Origin of the sequence: Dyella sp., from assembly GCF_035685805.1 — a bacterium.
Taxonomy (GTDB): domain Bacteria; phylum Pseudomonadota; class Gammaproteobacteria; order Xanthomonadales; family Rhodanobacteraceae; genus Dyella_A.
In genome coordinates this window covers 33,512-53,298 of record NZ_DASSAB010000008.1, presented here as the reverse complement: position 1 = coordinate 53,298, position 19,787 = coordinate 33,512, and the positions used below count along the sequence as shown (strand labels likewise).

Here is a 19,787-nt window from a genome sequence, read left to right as displayed (position 1 = left end):
GTGGTGTACGGTCCGCTCGCCAACGGCGCCACCACGGTGATGTTCGACGGCGTGCCGAACTACCCGGACACCAGCCGCTTCTGGAACGTGGTGGACAAGCACAAGGTCACGCTGTTCTACACCGCGCCCACCGCGATTCGCGCGCTGATGCGCGAGGGCGAGGGCCCGGTGAAGGCCTGCTCGCGCGCCTCGCTGCGGGTGCTCGGTTCGGTCGGCGAGCCGATCAACCCGGAGGCGTGGGAGTGGTATTACCGCGTAGTCGGCGACGAGCGCTGCCCGATCGTCGACACCTGGTGGCAGACCGAAACCGGCGGCATCCTGATCACCCCGCTGCCCGGCGCCATCGACGCCAAGCCCGGCTCGGCGACGCTGCCGTTCTTCGGCATCAAGCCGGCGGTGGTCGACGCCAACGGCGAGGTGCAGGAAGGCGCGTGCGAGGGCAACCTGCTGATCACCGATTCGTGGCCGGGCCAGATGCGCACGGTGTACGGCGACCACCAGCGCTTCATCGAAACCTATTTCAGCGCCTATCCGGGCAACTACTTCACCGGCGACGGCGTGCGCCGCGACGAAGACGGTTACTACTGGATCACCGGCCGCGTCGACGACGTGATCAACGTGTCCGGTCACCGCATCGGCACCGCGGAGGTGGAAAGCGCGCTGGTGGCGCACCCCAAGGTGGCCGAGGCGGCGGTGGTGGGCTGCCCGCACGAGATCAAGGGTCAGGGCATTTACGCCTATGTCACCCTGGTCGCCGGCGAAACCGGCTCGGACGAGCTGCGCAAGGAGCTGGTGGCGTGGGTACGCAAGGAGATCGGCCCGATCGCCACGCCCGATTACCTGCAGTGGGCGCCGGGCCTGCCGAAGACCCGCTCGGGCAAGATCATGCGCCGCATCCTGCGCAAGATCGGCGAGAACGCGACCGACCAGCTCGGCGACATTTCCACGCTGGCCGATCCGGGTGTGGTGAAGAACCTGGTCGACGAGCGGCTGATCAAATGACCAGCACCCCCCGCGCTCTGCGTTGCTGCGCACGCCACGCCTACAATGGTCGTTATGCCTGACGTCCTGATCGCCGACGACCATCCGCTGTTCCGCGATGCCCTGCGCCGCGCGGTGATCACCGCGCTGCCCGATGCACACACCCACTGCGCCGACAGCGTGCACGCCCTGCTCGGCCTGATCGAGCAGTACCCGGAAGCGGACCTGCTGATGCTGGACCTGCACATGCCAGGTGCGCGCGGCTACTCGGCGCTGGCGCATATCCGCGGCCAGTACCCCGGGCTGCCGACCATCGTGGTGTCCGGCCACGAGGAGGCGCAGGTGGCGCGGCGGGCGCTGGCGCACGGCGCGTCCGGCTACATCCCCAAGTCGACCCCGGGCGACGAGATCGTCCAGGCGATCCACTCGGTGCTCGAGGGCAACACGTGGCTGCCGCACCAGCTGGTCGGCGGCGACATTGCGCTGAAGAATGACGAAGCCGATGTCGCCGCGCGCGTGGCCTCGCTTACGCCGCAGCAGTTTCGCGTGCTGACGATGATCGCCGAAGGCCAGCTCAACAAGCAGATTGCCTGGGACCTGGGCGTGTCCGAAGCCACGGTGAAGGCGCACATGACGGCGATCATGCGCAAGCTCGGGGTCAACAACCGCACCCAGGTGGCACTCGCCGCCAGTCAGCTGGCGGTGGACCCGGGCGCGATGCAGCCGTTGCCGGACGACGAGTCGGAATAGCGCAACCCGAAGGGCCTCGCTCAGCCGTTGCTGGCCTGCTTGCGCAGCAACGCGCCCAGCAGCGCGCGCAGGGCAGCCGGGCGCACCGGCTTGTGCAGCAACGGATAGCCCAGTTCGCGGGCACGCTGTTTCAGCTCGCTGCTGCCGTCGGCGGTAATCATCGCCACCGGCGGCAGCTTGCCCAGGCGCATGCGCAGGTGTTGCAGCGCCTGCAGCCCGTCGACGCTGTCGGCCAGGTGGTAGTCGGCCAGCAGCAGGTCGATCTCGCCACCGCGCAGCTGCGCCTCGGCCTGGGCCACGTCCTCGGCCAGCCGGCAATCCACGCCCCAGCGCTTGAGCAGGGCCTGCATGCCATCGAGGATGGTCGGGTCGTTGTCCAGGCACAGCACGGTCAGCTCCAGCTGTTCGCCAGTAGGCAGCCGCGGCGTGACCGCGGGCCGGCGCGGTACCGCCGGAACCCGCGGCACCACCACCGCGAAACAGCTGCCGTGGCCCACGCGCGAGGAAAGCTCCACCCGGTGGCCAAGGATGGCGGTGATGCGGTCGCAGATCGACAGTCCCAGGCCCAGCCCCTTTTCGCCCCAGGGCGAGGGCCGTTGCAGGCGCTGGAACTCGTCGAAGATGTTGGCGCGCTGCTCCGGCGCAATGCCTGGGCCGGTGTCCCACACCTGGATGCGCACCTCGTCGCCGGCCCGGCGCGCGCCAAGCAGCACGCTGCCCTCGCGGGTATAGCGCAACGCATTGGAAAGGAAGTTCTGCAGCACGCGTCGCAGCAGCTGCGCGTCACTGCGGATCGCCAGGTCGGTGGGCACCACGCGCAGGCGCAGGCCCCGCTGCTCGGCCACCACCGCGAACTGCGCCTTGAGCGAGTCGAACAGGTCCGCCAGCGCGAAGTGGCTGAACTCCGGCTGGTAGCGACCGGCGTCGAGGCGGGATACGTCCAGCAGCGCGTCGAGCAGGTCTTCGGCGGCGCGGAAGGACGCGTCGATCCGCTCGGCCAGCCGGCCCGACTCCTCGTCCAGCGCCGGCTGCTGGCGCAGCGCCGACGTGAACAGCCGCGCCGCATTGAGCGGCTGCAGCAGGTCGTGACTGGCCGCGGCGAGAAAGCGGGTCTTGGAAACCACCGCCATTTCCGCCTCGCGCTGCGCGCGCGCGGTTGCCGCCAGCGCTTCGCTCAGTTCGGCCGTACGCTGCTCCACCCGCTGCTCCAGGGTTTCGTTGGCCTCGATCAGCGCGAGTTCGGCGTGCTTGTAGGCGGTGACGTCGGTGTAGGTGGTGACGTAGCCGCCACCCGGCAACGCGCGGCCGCGCATCTCGATCACCGTGCCGTCCGGCCGCACGCGCTGGAAAAGATGCGGCGTGCCCGCGCGCAGATGACCTATGCGCTTGGCCACGTGGGCCTGCACCTCGCCCGGTCCGCACTCGCCGTGCTCGGCGTTCCAGCGGATCAGGTCGGCCACCGGTACGCCGATGTAGACCATGCCGTCGGGGTAGTCGAACAGCTCCAGGTAACGGCGGTTCCAGGTGACCAGGCGCATGCGCGCATCCACCACGCTGATGCCCTGCGAGACGTTCTCCAGCGTGGTGGAGAGCAGCTCACGGTTGAAGCGCAGCTCCTGCGACGCCTCGTCCATCAGCGCCATGGCTTCGGCGATGTCCAGGCCGGAGCCGGACAGCGCGCCCATCAGGATGCGCCGCGCACTGGCCGCACCCACGGCGCCGGCCAGCAGGCGCTCGGTGAACTGGATCAGCCCGCGTTCGGCCGACTCGCTCGGCTCCAGGGCCTTGCCCTGGCGCAGGCCGTACTCGGCGAATGCGCGCTGCGAACTGCGCTCGCCGACGATGCGGCCGGCAATGGTCAGAAGATCGCCCACCGCGACGCGGCCACGCCAGTCGCCGGCGCTGGAGGTACTGGTGACGAACGGGTCGACGAACATCGCTGCGTGGATGCGCTCGGCGAGCGTGGGGCGAAAGCGCAGCGAGATGAACACCAGGCAGGCCACGTTGACCAGCAACGACCAGAACGTGCTGTGCATCACCGGGTCCCAGCCGCTGAGCTGGAACAGCGCCTGCGGCCGCAGCCAGCCGATGCCGAACGGCCCGGACTGCAGCCAGGCGGCATGGCGGTCGATCGCCGGCAGCAGCAGGGTGTAGATCCAGGTGGCGAAGCCGGCGAGCAGGCCGATCGCCACGCCGGCCTGGCTGGCACCACGCCAGTACAGCGCCGCAATGATCGCCGGCGCGAACTGCGCAACGGCGGCGAACGCGAGCAGTCCGGTCGCGGCCAAGTTGGCATTGTCCGCCACGACCAGGTAGTAGCCGTAGGCCAGCAGCACCAGCGCCAGGATCGCCACCCGGCGAATGCGCAGCAGCAGCAGCGAGAGGTCGTGGCGCTGTTCCAGGCGCAGGCGGCGGATGCGCAGCAGCGCAGGCATCACCAGGTCGTTGCTGATCATGGTGGACAGCGCCACGGTGGAGACGATCACCATGCCGGTGGCCGCGGAGAACCCGCCCAGAAAGGCGACCAGCGCCGCGCCGCGATCGCCGTAGGCCAATGGCAGGTTCAGCACCCACGCGTCGGCGAGGCCGCCGCGTACCGAGGGCAGATGCATGCCGGCAGCCACGATCGGCAGCACGCCCAGGCTGATCAGCAACATGTACAGCGGGAACATCCAGCGCGCGCGCCGCAGGTCGCGTGGGTCTTCGCACTCCACCACGCCGATCTGGAACTGCCGAGGCAGGCAGAACATCGCGCAGAACGCGAGCAGGGTCTGCGCGAGGAAACCCGGCGACTGACCCTGGGTGAGCGGCACGTGCGGCATCTGCATCAGTGTCTGCAGCCCGGGACCGCGCCACAGCGCGTACGCGCCGAGGCCGAGAAAGGCCAGCAGCTTGATCAGCGATTCCAGCGCGATCGCGAGCATCATGCCGTGGTGATGCTCGCTGGCGTCGATGCTGCGCGTGCCGAACAGGATCGCAAACGCGGCCAGCAGCAGCGCGCACCACAGGGCGCTATCGGTGGAGGGCACGATCGACAACGGGCCGTTGCCCGACAGCACGTCCACCGACATCGCCATCGCCTTGAACTGCAGTGCCAGGTAAGGCACCACCGCCGTCACCGCAATCAACGCCACCAGGGCGGCGAGACCGTGCGACTTGCCGAAACGGGCGCCGATGAAGTCGGAGATCGTGGTGATGTTGCGTTGCCCGGCCACGGTGACCAGCCGCGTCATCAAGCCGAACCCGAACAGGAACAACAGCGCCGGGCCGAGGTAGATCGGCAGATAGCCCAGCCCACTGCGGGCGGCCGTGCCGACCGCGCCGTAGAAGGTCCACGAGGAGCAGTACACGGCGAGCGCGAGGCTGTAGACCACGGGGCGCAAACGCGCCTTGCGCGGATACAGGGGATTGCGATCGCCTTTCCACGCGACCACGAACAGCAGGCCCACGTAGAGCGCTGCAACGACCAGCAGCAGCCAGCCTGAAATCACGTCTTGCCCCTCGCCCGATGCGTGCGCTTCCATCGCGCGAAACGTCTCTTGTGCTGCGCCGTCACGGACAGTCACCATGCCGCATGCCCGGCAGCGCGCCACCGACCCGCAAACTAGCAGAGCCCCTGCGCCTTGACGAGGTTCACCTCTGGTCGGTGCCGTATGCGCGCGAGCGGCATCGCGCGCCATTGCGGCTTGTCCTGGGCAGCTACCTGGCCGCTGGCATCGACGGGGTCGAGCTGGTGGAGGATTCCCACGGCCGACCGATGCTGCGCGACTCGGCCGATCTGCGGTTCAACTGGTCACACAGTGGGCCGCGCGCGCTGATCGCCCTGGCTCGCGGAGTGCAGCCAGGCATTGACCTGGAGTGCTTCCCGCCACGCAGGTCGCGCGACGTGTTGGCCCTGGCGCGGCGGTTCTTTGCGGGGACGGAGGCAACGATGCTCGAGGACATGCCGGCGCACCAGCGTGAGCTGGGGTTCCTGCATCTGTGGACCGCGAAAGAGGCCATGCTCAAGGCCCACGGACGCGGACTGGCGTTCGGGCTCGACCGCGTCTGTGTCGATATCAGCACGGGTGCGCCGCAGTTGATGGCGTTCGCTGGCGACGAGCCCGCCGCGTGGCAGCTCCATGCGCTGAACCCGGGCGGGAAGTACATCGCTGCGCTCGCCTGGCGTGGCGGTCCACGCACGATTCGCTGGATGACGCCTTCGGGCTAGGTATTGCGGGGGCATACGGCGGCGCCTTGGCGTACTCTTGGTCTCCGCCCGCGCGGCCGGTTTGCGCGGCGGTCATCCCATGGCCCGTTGGTATCGCATCCGATGACCCTGCTCAGCGTCAACCTCAACAAGATCGCCGTACTGCGCAATTCGCGCGGTGGCGAAGAGCCGTCGCTCGCCCGCGCGGCGCAGACCTGCATCAACGCCGGCTGCGGCGGCATCACCGTGCACCCTCGCCCGGACCTGCGGCACGTGCGTCCGGACGACGTGCGCATGCTCGCGGCGCTGCTGCGCGGCCGGGTGGAATACAACATCGAGGGCAATCCATTTGCGCCAGCGCGGGGTGCCTATCCGGGGCTGGTCGAACTCGTCCGGGAGGTGCGTCCGACCCAGGTCACCCTGGTGCCTGACAGCGACGGCCAGATCACCTCCGACCATGGCTTCGACCTGGCGCGCGACGCAGAGCGGCTTGGTCCGCTGGTCGATCAGCTGCGAAACCTGGGCTGCCGCGTCAGCCTTTTCGTCGATCCCGGCACCAGCGACTTCGAACCTGCCGTGCGCATCGGCGCCCAGCGGGTGGAGATCTATACCGGTCCGTACGCCGAAGCGTTCGCAGGAGGCCGTGTCGACGAGGCGCTCCCGGCCTGCGCGGAAACCGCGCGGCGCGCGCAGCAGGCGGGTCTGGCCGTCAATGCCGGGCACGACCTGAGCCAGGCAAACCTGGGCACTTTCAAAGCCGCCATACCGGGGCTGGCGGAGGTCTCCATCGGTCACGCCTTGATCGGCGAGGCGCTCTACGACGGACTCGCGCAAACCGTACGACGGTACCGCCAGATCCTCGACTGACTCGCTTCGAGTCAACGGCACAGGCAGCCAAAAAAAATCCCCGCACATCCGCGGGGATTTTTTCGCCCCCAAACAAGGGGAGACCATCGCGCCAGGAAAGCTTATTCCTCGGTAAAACCAATCTTGGTCAAACCATAGCTCTTGGCGTCAGCCAGTACCCGCGCCACCGACTCGTAAACCACCGTGTCGTCCGCGTTGATCTGGATCTCTGGCTGGTTGGTCTGCTGTGCGATCACCGCCATCTGCGCCTTGAGGCCGCTCTCGTCGACCGGAACGTCGTTCCAGTAAAGCGAGCCCGAGGCGTCGATCTTGAGGCGAACCGGATCCACCGACTCCGGCGGGTTCGGGTTGTTCGTCGGCTGAGGCAGATCGATCTTCACGTCATGGGTCACGATCGGCGCGGTCAGCATGAAGATGATCAGCAGCACCAGCATCACGTCGACCAGCGGCGTGACGTTTATGTCAGCCATGGGGCCTTTGCCGCTTCCGGAACTGAATGCCATGGTCGTTACTCCTTGCCAGTCGTGATGAAGCCGACGTGGACCATGCCCTGACCCTTCGCATCGGCGAGGATCTTCTTCACGATCTTGTACTCGGTCGTCTTGTCCGCGCGAATCTGCAGCTCGGGCTGGGGCGACTTGGAGGCGGCCACCGCAAACGCGGCCTTCAGCTGGTTCTCGTCGACTTCCCGGTCGTCCAGATACATGCTGCCGTCCGGGGTCACCGCCAGATCCATCGGCTCGATGTGCTTGTCGTCGGTCGCCTTCGGATTGGCCGTGGGTAGCTTCACGTCAATCCTGTGGCTGGCCAGCGGTGCCGTGATCATGAAGATAATCAACAGCACCAGCATCACGTCGACCAGCGGCGTGACGTTGATTTCCGACATCGGACCGCCGGAACTGTCACCGGTGCTCATGGACATGGATCAGGCCCTCACTTGCCTTCGACGCGCGCGCCGGTGGCGAAGAAGTCGTGCAGGTCGTGCGCGAATTCGTCGAACTGGGCGTACGTCAGTCGGTTCGAGCGGTTGAAGAAGTTGTACGCAAGCACGGCCGGAATCGCGGTGAACAGACCGATGGCGGTCATGATCAGCGCCTCACCCACCGGGCCGGCCACGGCGGTCATCGACGCGTTACCCGCGGCCGCGATGCCGATCAGGGCGTTGTAGATGCCCCACACCGTACCCAGCAGACCGACGAACGGTGCCGACGAGCCGACCGTTGCCAGCAAGGTCAGGCCGCCTTCCAGACGCAGGCTCTCTCGAGCAACTGCCTGGCGCAGCGCGCGATCGATGAACTCGGACCGGCTCAGCGTCTGCGCAAGACCGTTGCCGCCGGCAGCAGCCTGCTGGTGATGCGCTACAGCCGATGCCGCGTCCAGCGCGATCTTGGAGAACGGCTCGCTCTTGGGCTGCGCTTCCAGCTCGCGAATCGCTTCCTGGGTCGAGCCGGTGTTCCAGAAGCCGGCAATCACCTTGTCGGCACGCGACCGGACCATGGCGTTACGGATGGCATTTGCCACGATGAAGTACCACGAGGCCACCGACATGATCACGAGCGTGACCAGCACGATCCAGCCAATCGGGTCGAGGTTGTGGACGAGGTCGCTGAAGCCCATCTGCTTCATGGCTTCGGAGTTGGTCAGTGGTGCAGAGGTCTGTTGGAACATAACGCTACCCTTGGGAAGTCAAGCGTGAACTGTAACTGTAATGGGGATTACAGCTGATTGAGGTTGAAGTTGACGGGTACGCGAGCGTAGCCCTCGACCTTCTGACCATTGCGGATCGTCGGATTGAAGCGCCAGCGGCGGGCGGCATCCATGGCTGCGCGATCAAGCTCGCGATAGCCGCTGGACTGGTCCACCTTGACATCCTTCACCGTGCCGTCGATGGCCACGAGGATCAGCAACGTCACCGTGCCCTCGTGCCGCTGACGAATTGCCTGCGGCGGATACCGCGGCTGCATCCGGCTGTTGTAGCTCAAATCCTGGCTCGCCGTGATATCCGACGGCGGAGCAGGCGGGGCCGGAGGCGAAGGCGGAACCGGCGGGGCCGGATTGGTCGTCGCTTCGTCCACAGCCGGCGGCGGAGCAGGCGGCGGCGGTGTCGGCGGCGGCGTCTTCTGTTGAATGATCTTGGGTGGCGGCTGCTTCGGCGGCTCCGGCGGCGGCGGCGGCGGGGGCGGCGGCGGCGGCGGCGGCTCGATGAAGTTCACCTGGACAACGCGATCCTTCTCTTTTTCCGCCTGCTTGGGCGGCGCCATCGGCGACACCAGCATCAGGAACGCGAAGGAATGCAGCGCGATGGCAGCCGCCAACGCCCAGGTGCGCCTCCAGTTGAACGACTTGTTGTCGGTTTCTTCGTTGCGTGAGGCCATCTGTCACTATCTTGAAGCGAGTCGATCGGTGGGCGTTCACCGCAGCGTGTCGTTCGCGCATCGCCATGAAAACTGGCACAAGACACGAACTACTTTTTACGCGCGGAAAGATTCCAACGGTACATCAGCCCTTGGGCTTTGTATAGCTATCGGCCTGTGAGATAGACGTCTATCTGATCACTGGCGCAAGCGCCCGGCTTACTTGCCGGCGCCCGCCTTCTGCAGCCAGGCCTTGGCCTTGCCAGCCGTCTCGGGATCCTGCGCTGCCTTGCGCATGGCATCGATCGCCGCCGACTTGTTCTTCAGGCCACGCTCGGCCTCGGCCAGCATCATGTATGCCGATCCCTTGTGCTTGACGCCCTTCGCGATGCCCTGCTGGATGAGCGTGCGCGCATCGGTGTACTTGTTCTGCGTGAGAAGCAGCTGTCCGGCACGTATCGCAGCCTCGCCGTCAGTGGCCGTAGGCATTGCCTTCTTGTATGCAGCGATCGCGGCAGCTTCGTTGCCCGCCACGTAGTTGGCATCGCCGAGCAGCTTGTAATTATCGTAGCTGGGCGTGACCACGCCCTTGCTCATGCCATCCTCAAGCACCTGCACAGCCTTGTCGGCGCTCGGTTTCGGATCGGAGGCGTCCTGACCAGTCACAAGATAGAGCTTGGCCAGGTTGACGAAATCCTTCTCTTGCTTGAGCGTACCGTTTGCCCTTGCCTTCTCCATCAGTGCAACGGCCTGCGGATATTTCTGCGCGCTCATCAACACGGCGACGGCGTTGTTCAGCGCGCTGGCATCATTGGGATTCGCCTCGAGCTGCTGTTCCGCAAGTTCCGCGGCCTGATCGCTTTGGCCGGACTCGGCATAGCTGGCCATCAGGATCTGGTTCCAGCTCTGCTGCGGCTTGTCGGTCATGGCCATCGCCTGCTTCATCGCAGCGATCGCCTCGGGATACTTTTGCAGTCTGTAGTAGGCGTTGCCCTCGAGCGCGTGGGACTCTGCCGTGTCCTTTTTGCCCTCGTTGCGCCACTTTGCCAGCGTGTCGAGTGCCGGCTGATACTGCTCGTCGGCGAGCTGGAACTGGGCCAGCTCGTACTCCAGCTGGAAGTAGGTGTCGTTCGGCAGGATGCCCTTGGCGAGTGCCTGGCTGAGCAGGTCGATCGCCCCCTTGATGTCACCGGCGTTGTACCTGAGGCTCGCCAGGCCCTGCAGCGCCAGCGCCTGAGCATATTTGCTCTTGCTCTTCTCCAGCAGCGGCTCGAGCAGTTCCTTCGCTTTCGCTTCGTCGCCGGCGTTGACCGCGTCGAGGCCGTCGTTGAGCGCCTTCTGATCCTTGCTGCTGGTCAGGTCGAGCTTCGGCTCCTTGCGCGTGGCATCGGGATACTGAGCCTCTTTCTTCGCCTGCTCCGCGCGCGCGGCATGCGCGTCGAAGGAGTTGCCGGCCAAGGTCAGTGCAAAGGCCATACCGGCCATCAACTTGAACAGGGGGGCACGCTTCATGGCTGTCCTCTTGTCGGGATTGCGCCCGCAGGCGCAAGGGGATTAGCGAGACTACCCGGACATGCAACCGATAACAAGTTGCGGCGCCGCACGATGATTTTATAAAAATCAAACATTTAGCATGCGCCGGCGTATCGTGGGCGTGTGCCTAACCGGCAACGATTCCGACCACCCGGCGAGCTCGCCACTGGCTCCCTCGCCGCGCGACGCCCTCGGCTGCCTAGATCTCGAGCTAGATATCGAGGTTTGCCACCTTGAGAGCGTTCGCCTCGATGAAGTCGCGACGTGGCTCGACTGCCTCGCCCATCAGCATGGAAAACATCTGATCGGCGGCTACCGCGTCCTCGATACCCACTTGCAGCATGCGGCGGGTCTCCGGATTGACGGTGGTCTCCCACAGCTGCTCCGGGTTCATTTCGCCCAAGCCCTTGAAGCGCTGGATGGAGCGACCCTTCTTCGCTTCTTCCAGCAGCCAGCTGCGGGCTTCGCCAAAGCTGGTGATACCGCGCGAGCCGTTACCGCGCCGGACCACGGCATCGGCCTGGATCAACCCGGCAAGCTGTTCGCTGGCCTGGAGGATCGGGCGGAATTCCCCGCCAGCGAAGAATGGCTGGGGCAGCAACCAGGTGTGCTCCAGTCCGTGCTGTTCGCGCACGACTTCGATGGCCGGCGGCTGATCTGTGGTGGCTTCGCGCAAGCGCATCCGAAAACGCGGTTTGCCCAGGCCGCTGGCCGCGAGGCGCGCTTCGGCGCCTTTCAACCACATCTGCATCGCCTGCGGGTCGGACCAGAGCGCTGCATTCGCCGGCGCGTGTTCAAGCAATGCGGTCAGCACTGCCGAATCAAAGCGATGGCCGAGGCGGGCAATCTGATCAAGCGCTGTCTGGTAGTCGCGCAGCAGCTTCTCGAGCGCACCACCGCTGATCGCTGGCGCGGTCGGGCTGTATGCGAGCTCGGCGTTGTCGACGGCATTTGAGATCAGATAGTCATTGAGCGCCGCGTCGTCCTTCAGGTACATCTCCTGCTTGCCCTGCTTGAGCTTGTACAGCGGCGGCAGTCCGATATAGACATGGCCACGCTGGATGAGCTCGGGCATCTGCCGGTAGAAGAAGGTCAGCAGCAGCGTGCGGATGTGGGAGCCGTCCACGTCCGCGTCGGTCATGATAATGATGTGGTGGTAGCGGAGCTTGTCGGGGTTGTAGTCGTCCTTGCCGATGCCGGTGCCCAGGGCCGTGATCAGCGTGCCGACCTCCGCCGAGGAAAGCATCTTGTCGAACCGCGCTTTCTCGACGTTGAGGATTTTGCCCTTCAGCGGCAACACGGCCTGGGTTTTCCGGTTGCGTCCCTGCTTGGCCGAGCCGCCGGCCGAATCACCCTCGACCAGGAACAGCTCGCACAGTGCAGGATCCTTTTCCTGGCAGTCGGCCAGCTTGCCCGGCAGGCCGGCGATATCCAGCGCGCCCTTGCGGCGAGTCATCTCGCGCGCCTTGCGCGCCGCTTCGCGGGCGCGGGCCGCATCGACGACCTTGGAGGCGATGGCCCTGGACTCGTTCGGATGTTCCAGCAGGAACTCGCCCAACTTCTCATTGACCGCCTGCTCCACCGCAGTCTTCACCTCGGACGAGACCAGCTTGTCCTTGGTCTGGGAGGAGAACTTCGGATCGGGCACCTTGACCGACAGCACCGCGATCAGGCCTTCGCGCATGTCATCACCGGACAACGCTACCTTGGCGTTCTTCGCCAAGCCTTCCTTCTCGATGTAGTTCTGCAGGGAGCGTGTAAGCGCGGCGCGGAAACCGGTGAGATGGGTGCCGCCGTCGCGCTGCGGGATGTTGTTGGTGAAGCAGAACATCGTCTCCTGATAGGAGTCGGTCCACTGCATCGCCAGCTCCACCACGATGCCGTCGGTCTCCGACTCGGACTTCAGGCTGATCACGTGCGGGTGCAACGGCGTCTTCAACTGCGCCAGATGCTGCACGAAGGAGGCGATGCCACCCTCGTAGGCGAATCGATCATGGCGACCTTCGCCGCGCTCGTCATGCAGGTCGATCGTGACGCCGGAGTTCAGGAACGCCAGCTCACGCAGTCGCTTGGCGAGGATGTCGTAGTGAAACTCGATGTGCGTGAACGTGTCCGGGCTGGGGACGAAGCGCACACGGGTACCCCGCTGGGAGGTGTCGCCAACGACTTTCACCGGATACAGCGGTTCACCGTGAGCGTACTCCTGGAGATGCTCCTTGCCCTCCCGCCAGATCGTCAGCCAGAGACGGGAGCTGAGCGCATTGACGACCGAGACGCCCACGCCGTGCAGGCCCCCGGAGACCTTGTACGAGTTGGCGTCGAACTTGCCGCCAGCATGCAGGACGGTCATCACTACTTCCGCGGTGGATTTTCCTTCTTCCGGGTGCTCATCCACCGGAATGCCGCGGCCGTTGTCAGTCACACTGACCGAACCATCGTCGTGAATGACGACGGTGACCTGGTCGCAGTAACCGGCCAAAGCTTCATCAATCGAGTTGTCGACGACCTCGAACACCATGTGGTGCAGGCCGGTACCGTCATCGGTGTCGCCGATGTACATGCCGGGACGCTTGCGCACCGCCTCCAGGCCCTTGAGTACCTTGATGTTGCTCGAATCGTAGGTCGTGTTCATGCGGTGATCGTTCTCCGGCGCCGGAGTCCTCCCGGCGCGGCGCCATGGTGGGCCGGAGAGGGGTTAACCGGTCGATTATAGCAGGGGCGTCACGGCGCCCTGTTCCACGTGGAACATGCGCACCTGAGCTCCCAGCCCCCGGGGTCGTTCCGTGCCCGTTATCAGGAATTGCGCCCGCGCGGACAGCAGCTGTTCGATCAACGCCTGCTGATGTGAGGCGTCCAGCTCCGATGCAAGATCGTCCAGGCAGACAACAGGCCATTCCCCCTTCGCCTGCGCGTGGAGCCGCGCTTGGGCGAGCAGGCACGCCAATGCAGTCAGCTTCTCCTGACCTCGCGAAAGGTGTTCCCGCAACGGGGCGTTTTCGTAGGACAAGCTCCAGTCCGCCCGGTGCGAACCGATCGTCGTGTGGCCACGGGCCTGGTCACGAGCGCGCTGGCTTTCGAGAAGCTCTTTCAGCCCCGCGTCTTCATGCCAGCCTTGCCGATAGTGAAGCGATACCTGCCCGAGCTCCGGTACAGTGGCGGCAACTTGAGCGGCGAGAAGCGGCGCAAGCGCCTCAAGATACTGGCGACGCCATTCGCTTATCTGCCACCCCTGCTCTGCAAGCTCAAGCTCCCAGGGGACGTACACGGCAGGATCAAGGGACCCACTGCGCAGCAGCGCATTTCGTTGCTTTAGCGCGCGCTGGTACCGACGCCAGGCCTGAAGAAAATCGTGTTCCACGTGGAACACGCCCCAGTCCATGAAGCGCCGACGTTCTTCTGCGGCTCCTGCAATTAATGCGTGCGAACCTGGATCAAAGCTGGTGACGGGACACACGCGCACCAACTTACCTATGGTCGCTGTCTCTCCATCCAGGCGACCGATCCACCGACTCCCCTCTTTGCCAAGCCCGAGTCGGTGCACGCCGCCGCCGCCGCTCTCCACCGCCGCATAGATGTTCAGTGCATCGGATCCGCGCTGCAGCAAAGCATCCCGCGATCCCGCCCGAAACGACCTGCCGTGAGACAAGAGGAACGCCGCCTCGAGCACGCTTGTCTTTCCGGCGCCGTTCGCTCCCACGAACATGTTCATCCCTTCGCCGAGCTCGAGCACGACATCGTCGAGGCAACGCAGGCCCCGGACGCGCAGCTGCTCAATCCTCATGGCAAGTACGAAAACGAACAACGCCGGAGCGTCTGTGGACGACTCCGGCGTTGCTGGGTGGCAGAACCAGATCAAATAGCGCCATAAGCCCCGACGTCAGAGGCGGAGCGGCATGATGACGTGGCGAGACTGTTCCGTATCGTCCTCCTGCACCAGGCAGCTCGACTGTGCATCGCGCAGATTCAGCCGGGCCTTCTCGCCCTTCAGCGCAGCCAGTGCATCGAGCAAATAGCCGACGTTGAAGCCAACCGCGAGATCCGATACCGACGTGTCCGCTTCTACTTCTTCTACGGCCTCTTCCTGCTCCGGGTTGTGCGCAACGATCCGCAGCTTGCCGGGCGACAGCTCGAGTTTCACGCCACGATACTTTTCGTTGGAAAGGATCGCGGCACGCTGCAGTGCCCCACGAAGCACCTCACGATCGAGTGTCGCTCGCTTGTCCGCGCCAAGCGGAATCACGGCTTCATAGTCGGGGAAGCGTCCGTCGATCAACTTCGAGGTAAACACCACGTCGCCGCGACGCACACGCAGATGGTTGCGGCCGAATTCCAGCTCGACCGTACCGTCTCCGGTCTCGAACAAACCGATCAACTCGTTCACACCCTTGCGTGGAATGATGATCTGGCGTCGCGTGGAGACCGAGCTTTCGAGCTGAGTCTCCTTCAGCGCCAAGCGGTGGCCGTCGGTGGCTACGCAGCGCAGCGTGTGCTCCTGCAGATCCAGCAGCATGCCGTTGAGGTAATAACGCACATCCTGGTTCGCCATGGCGAACGCCGTACGTTCCATCAGGTCGCGCAATACCTCCTCCGGCAGACTCACCTTCTCCACCAGCTCGATCTCGTCGATCGTCGGGAACTCTGCGGCCGGCAAAGTCGCCAGGGTGAACCGGCTACGCCCGGCGCTGAGCGCGACGCGATCCCCATTAAGCTTGAGGTCGATCGTGGCGCCGTCGGGCAGTGCGCGGACGATGTCGAACAACTTGCGCGCCGGGATTGTCACCTCGCCGTCGGCAAGTTTGTCGGCCGTGGTGGTGGCAACCATCTCCACTTCCAGATCAGTGCCGGTCAGTGACACCCGACCCTCACTGACACGAACCAGCAGGTTCGCGAGCACGGGCAACGTCTGCCTACGTTCGACCACGCCCACGACCTGCTGCAGCGGCTTGAGCAGGGCTTCTCGTTGGATGCTGAATTGCATAGTTGGGTGTCCCCTAAAACTGCTTTACTGTTTTTAAAAGAAGGATAGTGGTTGTTGTAGGGGCGGTGCGTAAGCCCGGAAGGCAAGTTTTTATCTTATGGAACAGTAACTTGCGTAACATTGAGCCTGTGTCTGGCGACCCCGCCTGCCTGTGCGCCAATTGTGGATAAATTCAGCCGGCAAAACATCCCCCTGTTATCCACAGCCTGCACGGTGAGTTATCAAGAGCTTGTGGTTTCGTCGCTACTTGGCCTCAACCGGTGAGGGTCCGGATCAACTGCTCCCAGTCCTGGCGCATGCGTGCATCGGTTTCGCACAGTTTCTTGATGGTGCGGCAGGCATGCAGCACCGTGGTGTGGTCGCGTCCACCAAAGGCCTCGCCGATTTCCGGAAGGCTGTGCTCGGTAAGTTCTTTCGAAAGCGCCATCGCCATCTGTCGCGGTCGTGCCAGCGAACGCACCCGCCGCTTGGACAGCAGGTCCTGCAGGCGCACGTTGAAGTACTCGCCGACGATCTTCTGGATGTTCGGGACGGTTACTGCCTGCGCGTGGGTGGCCAGCAGATCGCGCAGCGTCTCTTCGGCGAAGTCGGTGGTGATCGGTCGCCGGAAGAAGTTCGCCTTCGCCGCCAGCGTGTTTAGCGCCCCCTCGAGATCGCGCACGTTCGAACGGATCCGCTTGGCAAGCAGCATTGCCACGCTCTCGCTGACCTCGACGCCCTTGTCCTGTGCCTTGGAAAGCAGGATCGCGGCGCGCGTCTCGAAGTCCGGAGGCTCGATTGCCACCGACAGACCCCAGCCGAGGCGCGATTTCAGCCGCGGCTCCAGCTTGTCCACTTCCTTCGGGTAGCGGTCACAGGTGAGGATGATCTGCTGCTTGGACTCGAACAGCGCATTGAACGTGTGGAAGAACTCTTCCTGGGTGGTGTCCTTGCCGGCGAAGAACTGGATGTCGTCGATCAGCAGCGCGTCCACGGAGCGGAAGCGCTGCTTGAACTGGTCCATGCTCTTGGCGCGCAGCGCCTCGATCATCGAGCCCACGAACTGCTCCGAGCGCAGATACAGCACCTTGCACTCGGGATTGCGCTCGCGCATCAGGTTGCCTGCCGCGTGCATCAGATGGGTCTTGCCCAGTCCGGTGCCGCCATACAGCAGCAGCGGGTTGTAGGCCCGCCCGGGATTGGTGGCCACCTGCATGGCGGCAGCCTTGCCCAGCTGGTTGGACTTGCCCTCGACGAACGTCTCGAAGGTGTAGTGGGGGTCCAGGTTGTGGCTGAAGGCCGGTGCCGCCGGTGGGGACTGGCTCTTCGCCCCGCTCGCCGAACCCGCATTTCGGGCCGGAGTACCCGACGCCTGCCGTGAAGGTGCCGCCCGGGGCGTGCTGGAACCGACCTCCAGCCGTACCTTCAGCTCATGTCCCGTCAGCTGCTGGAGAATCGATTCGATCAGGGGCAGGTAACGGTCGCGAACCGTATCGAGCGTGTAGGGATTGGGCGCGAACAATTGCAGCCCCGTGGTCTCGTCACGGGCCTGCAGCGGCATCAGCCAGGTATGCAGTTCGTCGGCGCCGATCTCGCCGTCCAGACGCTCCAGACAGCGCCGCCACAAATCACTCATGAATAGTCTTCTTGAACCACGGGCCAGGGCGCTTGCGCGCAGGGTGGATCGGCAAGTCTAGCAGCTGCGTCGGGCTGCTTTCACACAGCTATCCACACCTCTATCCACAGGCTTGCCAACAGCCCCGACTGGCGACGATTGACAGCGCCCCGGTTTGTTCCTCATACTTTTCAACCTTTTTCTCAACCCTTACTCAGGAGGAAGCCATGAAGCGGACCTTCCAGCCCAGCAAGCTCAAGCGCGCTCGCACGCACGGCTTTCGTGCCCGTATGGCCACGGCCGACGGTCGCAAGATCCTCAACGCCCGCCGCGCCAAGGGCCGCAAGCGCCTGATCCCGTAAGCGGCGCGCAGATGATGCGTGCCGCCGGCTTGCCGCGCGAGGCGCGGCTATGCCGCGCCGGTGACTTTGCTGCCTTGCGTCAAGCCAGCGGCCGCTTCGGCGGCCGCTGTTTTTCTGTGCGTTATCGCCCCAACGCCCTGGGCCACCCGCGACTCGGCCTGGCGATCTCCAAGCGCGTATCCAAGCGCGCCGTGGAACGCAACCGCATCAAGCGGCTCGCACGTGAATCCTTTCGGCGCATCCAGCACGAGCTGCCGGCGGTCGACATGGTCATCATGGCCCGCGAGCAGGCCTCCGGCTTGCCCGGCAGCGAGCTCCTCGCCGAGCTCGACGCGCTGTGGCGCAAGCTCTTGCCGTTGAAGCGCGACCAAGCGGCCGGCACAATCGCGCGTTGACCTTCCCTTTCCTCGCCCTGTCGTCGCGCGCAGTCGCGGCGCCCATCGGATCCGCCCCGCGATGAATCAAACGCGCACCTTCCTCCTCTTTGCCTTGGTCGCCGTGGCGTACCTGCTGTGGAACGCCTGGGAAAAGGATTACGGCCCGCAGCCGTCGACGTCGGTGACGACCTCGGCCTCGGCCGAGAAGACGGGAGCTGCCAACGGTACCGACGGCGTGCCCGGCGCCGTCACCGCGGCGAAGGTGCCGGTGGACGCAGCGCCGGCGGGCGAGACCGCCGGCCAGCTGATCACCGTGACCACCGACGTGCTGCGCCTGACCATCGATACCCGCGGCGGCAGCCTGATCCGTTCGGAGCTGCTCGGTTATCCGGTCACGCCGCGCACCAAGAAGAACCCGGACCCGGCGCCGATCCGCCTGCTGGATGATCGTGGCGAACACTTCTTCGCCGCCCAGGACGGCCTGATCAGCGCCAGCGGCGCCGCGCCGGATCACCGTACGCTGTTCCAGGCCGCGCGGACCCGCTACACGCTTGATCCGGGCCAGAACACGATCGAGATCCCGCTCACCTGGACCGATGCCTCCGGCGTGCGCGTGACCAAGCGCTACACCGTGCACCGCGGCAGCTATGTGGTCGAGCTGAGCCAGGAGATCGACAACGGCAGCGCCAGTGCCTGGACCGGGAACGCTTATCGCCAGCTGCAGCGCGTGGTGCCGCCGCCGCCGGTGCACAGCAACTTCCTGGAGAAGTTCTCCGATCAGTCGCGTTACAGCTTCTTCGGCGCGGCGTGGTACAGCCCGGAGAAGAAATTCGACAAGCTTGCGTTCGACAAATTCTCCGAAGATCCGCTCAACCTGGTTGTCACCGGCGGCTGGCTTGCGATGGAGCAGCACTACTTCGTCACCGCCTGGCTGCCGCCGGCGAACGAGGCACAGACCTTCTCCACCACGGTGCTGAGCGACCCCAACGGGCCGCGTTACCTGGTCCGCGACATGGGACCGTCGATCACCGTGGCGCCGGGCCAGCAGCAGACCAGCCAGGCCCGACTCTACGTGGGTCCGAAGCTGCGCGAGCAACTTGCCACGATCGCACCGGGACTCGAACTCACGCTCGACTACGGCATGTTCTCGATCGTCGCCAGTCCGCTGCACTGGGTGCTCAACCAGCTCGAGAAGCTCACCGGCAACTGGGGCTTCGCGATCATCCTGCTGGTGCTGTTGATCAACATCGCCATCTACAAGCTCAGCGAGGCGCAGTACGTCTCTGCCGCGCGCATGCGCAAGCTCAAGCCGCGGATGGACGCGCTCAAGGAGCGCTACGGTGACGACAAGCAGAAGATGCAGCAGGCGATGATGGAGCTGTACAAGAAGGAGAAGATCAACCCCGTCGCCGGCTGCCTGCCGGTGCTGATCACGATCCCGATCTTCTTCGCCCTGTACACCGTGCTGCGCGAGAGCGTCGAACTGCGTCAGGCACCGTTCGTGGGCTGGATCCACGATCTGTCGGCCGCCGACCCGTATTTCGTGCTGCCGGCCATCTATGTGCTGGTGATGCTTGCCACGCAGTGGATGATGCCGCAGCAGCCGGGCATGGATCCGACCCAGGCCAAGATGATGAAGTTCATGCCGCTGATGTTCGCGGTGATGTTCGCCTTCTTCCCTGCCGGCCTGGTGGTCTACTACATCGTCAACGGCCTGTGCCGGCTGGTTCAGCAGTGGTGGGTCACCCGCCGGATCGACCGCGCCGATGCCGCCAAGGGCCAGGCGATCGCCAAGGGCTGAT

General features: G+C 65.0%; 17 protein-coding genes. 7 read left to right on the top strand and 10 right to left on the bottom strand.

What is annotated here, in order from left to right:
• Together VFG40_RS01660 and VFG40_RS01655 are read left to right on the top strand one after the other, a co-directional pair.
• A partial coding sequence (locus VFG40_RS01660; RefSeq protein WP_324894220.1) for an AMP-binding protein occupies positions 1-1,002 on the top strand: 1,002 nt, incomplete at its 5' end.
• Positions 1,003-1,056: 54 nt separating this feature from the next.
• Positions 1,057-1,731 (top strand): response regulator transcription factor, encoded by a 675-nt coding sequence (locus VFG40_RS01655; RefSeq protein ID WP_324894218.1) that lies wholly within the window; start codon positions 1,057-1,059, stop codon positions 1,729-1,731.
• A 20-nt stretch (positions 1,732-1,751) separates the two neighbouring features.
• On the opposite strand, the gene VFG40_RS01650 is transcribed toward VFG40_RS01655, so the two are convergent.
• Positions 1,752-5,222, bottom strand: coding sequence for a hybrid sensor histidine kinase/response regulator (locus VFG40_RS01650; RefSeq protein ID WP_324894223.1), 3,471 nt, complete (start codon positions 5,220-5,222; stop codon positions 1,752-1,754).
• Between the two features lie 83 nt (positions 5,223-5,305).
• Here VFG40_RS01650 and VFG40_RS01645 point away from each other — a divergent pair, with 83 nt between their 5' ends.
• Positions 5,306-5,941: a 4'-phosphopantetheinyl transferase family protein gene (locus VFG40_RS01645; RefSeq protein WP_324894216.1), complete on the top strand. Its 636-nt coding sequence runs from the start codon at positions 5,306-5,308 to the stop codon at positions 5,939-5,941.
• A 102-nt stretch (positions 5,942-6,043) separates the two neighbouring features.
• Complete coding sequence (locus tag VFG40_RS01640; protein WP_324894214.1) at positions 6,044-6,787, top strand: pyridoxine 5'-phosphate synthase; 744 nt, start codon at positions 6,044-6,046, stop codon at positions 6,785-6,787.
• A gap of 101 nt (positions 6,788-6,888) precedes the next feature.
• Here VFG40_RS01640 and VFG40_RS01635 read toward each other — a convergent pair whose 3' ends face one another.
• The 9 genes from VFG40_RS01635 to dnaA all read right to left on the bottom strand — a co-directional run bounded on the left by VFG40_RS01635 (position 6,889) and on the right by dnaA (position 17,267).
• Positions 6,889-7,290, bottom strand: coding sequence for an ExbD/TolR family protein (locus VFG40_RS01635; RefSeq protein ID WP_324894212.1), 402 nt, complete (start codon positions 7,288-7,290; stop codon positions 6,889-6,891).
• 5 nt (positions 7,291-7,295) lie between these two features.
• Entirely contained in the window at positions 7,296-7,709 is a 414-nt protein-coding gene (locus VFG40_RS01630; protein ID WP_324894210.1) for an ExbD/TolR family protein, read from the bottom strand.
• Positions 7,710-7,720: 11 nt separating this feature from the next.
• The gene (locus VFG40_RS01625) at positions 7,721-8,455 is read right to left on the bottom strand and encodes a MotA/TolQ/ExbB proton channel family protein (protein WP_324894208.1); all 735 of its coding nucleotides are present in this window, start codon (positions 8,453-8,455) and stop codon (positions 7,721-7,723) included.
• A gap of 47 nt (positions 8,456-8,502) precedes the next feature.
• A complete protein-coding gene (locus VFG40_RS01620) occupies positions 8,503-9,162 on the bottom strand; it encodes an energy transducer TonB (protein ID WP_324894206.1) in 660 nt (219 codons plus the stop codon).
• Positions 9,163-9,360: 198 nt separating this feature from the next.
• Positions 9,361-10,653, bottom strand: a complete 1,293-nt coding sequence (locus tag VFG40_RS01615; protein WP_324894204.1) for a tetratricopeptide repeat protein — start codon at positions 10,651-10,653, stop codon at positions 9,361-9,363.
• 232 nt (positions 10,654-10,885) lie between these two features.
• The gene (gene gyrB / locus VFG40_RS01610) at positions 10,886-13,306 is read right to left on the bottom strand and encodes a DNA topoisomerase (ATP-hydrolyzing) subunit B (RefSeq protein WP_324894202.1); all 2,421 of its coding nucleotides are present in this window, start codon (positions 13,304-13,306) and stop codon (positions 10,886-10,888) included.
• 75 nt (positions 13,307-13,381) lie between these two features.
• A complete protein-coding gene (recF, locus tag VFG40_RS01605) occupies positions 13,382-14,455 on the bottom strand; it encodes a DNA replication/repair protein RecF (protein ID WP_324894200.1) in 1,074 nt (357 codons plus the stop codon).
• A gap of 96 nt (positions 14,456-14,551) precedes the next feature.
• Positions 14,552-15,652 carry a DNA polymerase III subunit beta gene (gene dnaN / locus VFG40_RS01600; RefSeq protein ID WP_324894197.1) on the bottom strand — a complete coding sequence of 367 codons (1,101 nt, stop codon included), beginning with the start codon at positions 15,650-15,652 and terminating at the stop codon, positions 14,552-14,554.
• A 253-nt stretch (positions 15,653-15,905) separates the two neighbouring features.
• Positions 15,906-17,267, bottom strand: coding sequence for a chromosomal replication initiator protein DnaA (dnaA, locus tag VFG40_RS01595; RefSeq protein ID WP_324894195.1), 1,362 nt, complete (start codon positions 17,265-17,267; stop codon positions 15,906-15,908).
• Between the two features lie 206 nt (positions 17,268-17,473).
• Here dnaA and rpmH point away from each other — a divergent pair, with 206 nt between their 5' ends.
• From rpmH to yidC, 3 genes are all read left to right on the top strand, one after another.
• Positions 17,474-17,608 (top strand): 50S ribosomal protein L34, encoded by a 135-nt coding sequence (rpmH, locus tag VFG40_RS01590; protein ID WP_008211413.1) that lies wholly within the window; start codon positions 17,474-17,476, stop codon positions 17,606-17,608.
• A gap of 14 nt (positions 17,609-17,622) precedes the next feature.
• Complete coding sequence (gene rnpA, locus VFG40_RS01585) at positions 17,623-18,003, top strand: ribonuclease P protein component (protein WP_324894183.1); 381 nt, start codon at positions 17,623-17,625, stop codon at positions 18,001-18,003.
• Between the two features lie 61 nt (positions 18,004-18,064).
• Positions 18,065-19,786: a membrane protein insertase YidC gene (yidC, locus tag VFG40_RS01580; protein WP_324894181.1), complete on the top strand. Its 1,722-nt coding sequence runs from the start codon at positions 18,065-18,067 to the stop codon at positions 19,784-19,786.
• Position 19,787: the final 1 nt, after the last annotated feature.

Bases quoted from the DNA above. Each gene is read 5' to 3' on its own strand.
- gyrB (WP_324894202.1), bottom strand. From the start codon at position 13,306: ATGAACACGACCTACGATTCGAGCAACATCAAGGTACTCAAGGGCCTG.
- dnaA (WP_324894195.1), bottom strand. From the start codon at position 17,267: ATGAGTGATTTGTGGCGGCGCTGTCTGGAGCGTCTGGACGGCGAGATC.
- VFG40_RS01615 (WP_324894204.1), bottom strand. From the start codon at position 10,653: ATGAAGCGTGCCCCCCTGTTCAAGTTGATGGCCGGTATGGCCTTTGCA.
- VFG40_RS01635 (WP_324894212.1), bottom strand. From the start codon at position 7,290: ATGGCATTCAGTTCCGGAAGCGGCAAAGGCCCCATGGCTGACATAAAC.
- yidC (WP_324894181.1), top strand. From the start codon at position 18,065: ATGAATCAAACGCGCACCTTCCTCCTCTTTGCCTTGGTCGCCGTGGCG.
- VFG40_RS01620 (WP_324894206.1), bottom strand. From the start codon at position 9,162: ATGGCCTCACGCAACGAAGAAACCGACAACAAGTCGTTCAACTGGAGG.
- VFG40_RS01655 (WP_324894218.1), top strand. From the start codon at position 1,057: ATGCCTGACGTCCTGATCGCCGACGACCATCCGCTGTTCCGCGATGCC.
- VFG40_RS01625 (WP_324894208.1), bottom strand. From the start codon at position 8,455: ATGTTCCAACAGACCTCTGCACCACTGACCAACTCCGAAGCCATGAAG.
- dnaN (WP_324894197.1), bottom strand. From the start codon at position 15,652: ATGCAATTCAGCATCCAACGAGAAGCCCTGCTCAAGCCGCTGCAGCAG.
- rpmH (WP_008211413.1), top strand. From the start codon at position 17,474: ATGAAGCGGACCTTCCAGCCCAGCAAGCTCAAGCGCGCTCGCACGCAC.
- VFG40_RS01640 (WP_324894214.1), top strand. From the start codon at position 6,044: ATGACCCTGCTCAGCGTCAACCTCAACAAGATCGCCGTACTGCGCAAT.
- VFG40_RS01645 (WP_324894216.1), top strand. From the start codon at position 5,306: ATGCCCGGCAGCGCGCCACCGACCCGCAAACTAGCAGAGCCCCTGCGC.
- rnpA (WP_324894183.1), top strand. From the start codon at position 17,623: ATGCGTGCCGCCGGCTTGCCGCGCGAGGCGCGGCTATGCCGCGCCGGT.
- recF (WP_324894200.1), bottom strand. From the start codon at position 14,455: ATGAGGATTGAGCAGCTGCGCGTCCGGGGCCTGCGTTGCCTCGACGAT.
- VFG40_RS01630 (WP_324894210.1), bottom strand. From the start codon at position 7,709: ATGTCCATGAGCACCGGTGACAGTTCCGGCGGTCCGATGTCGGAAATC.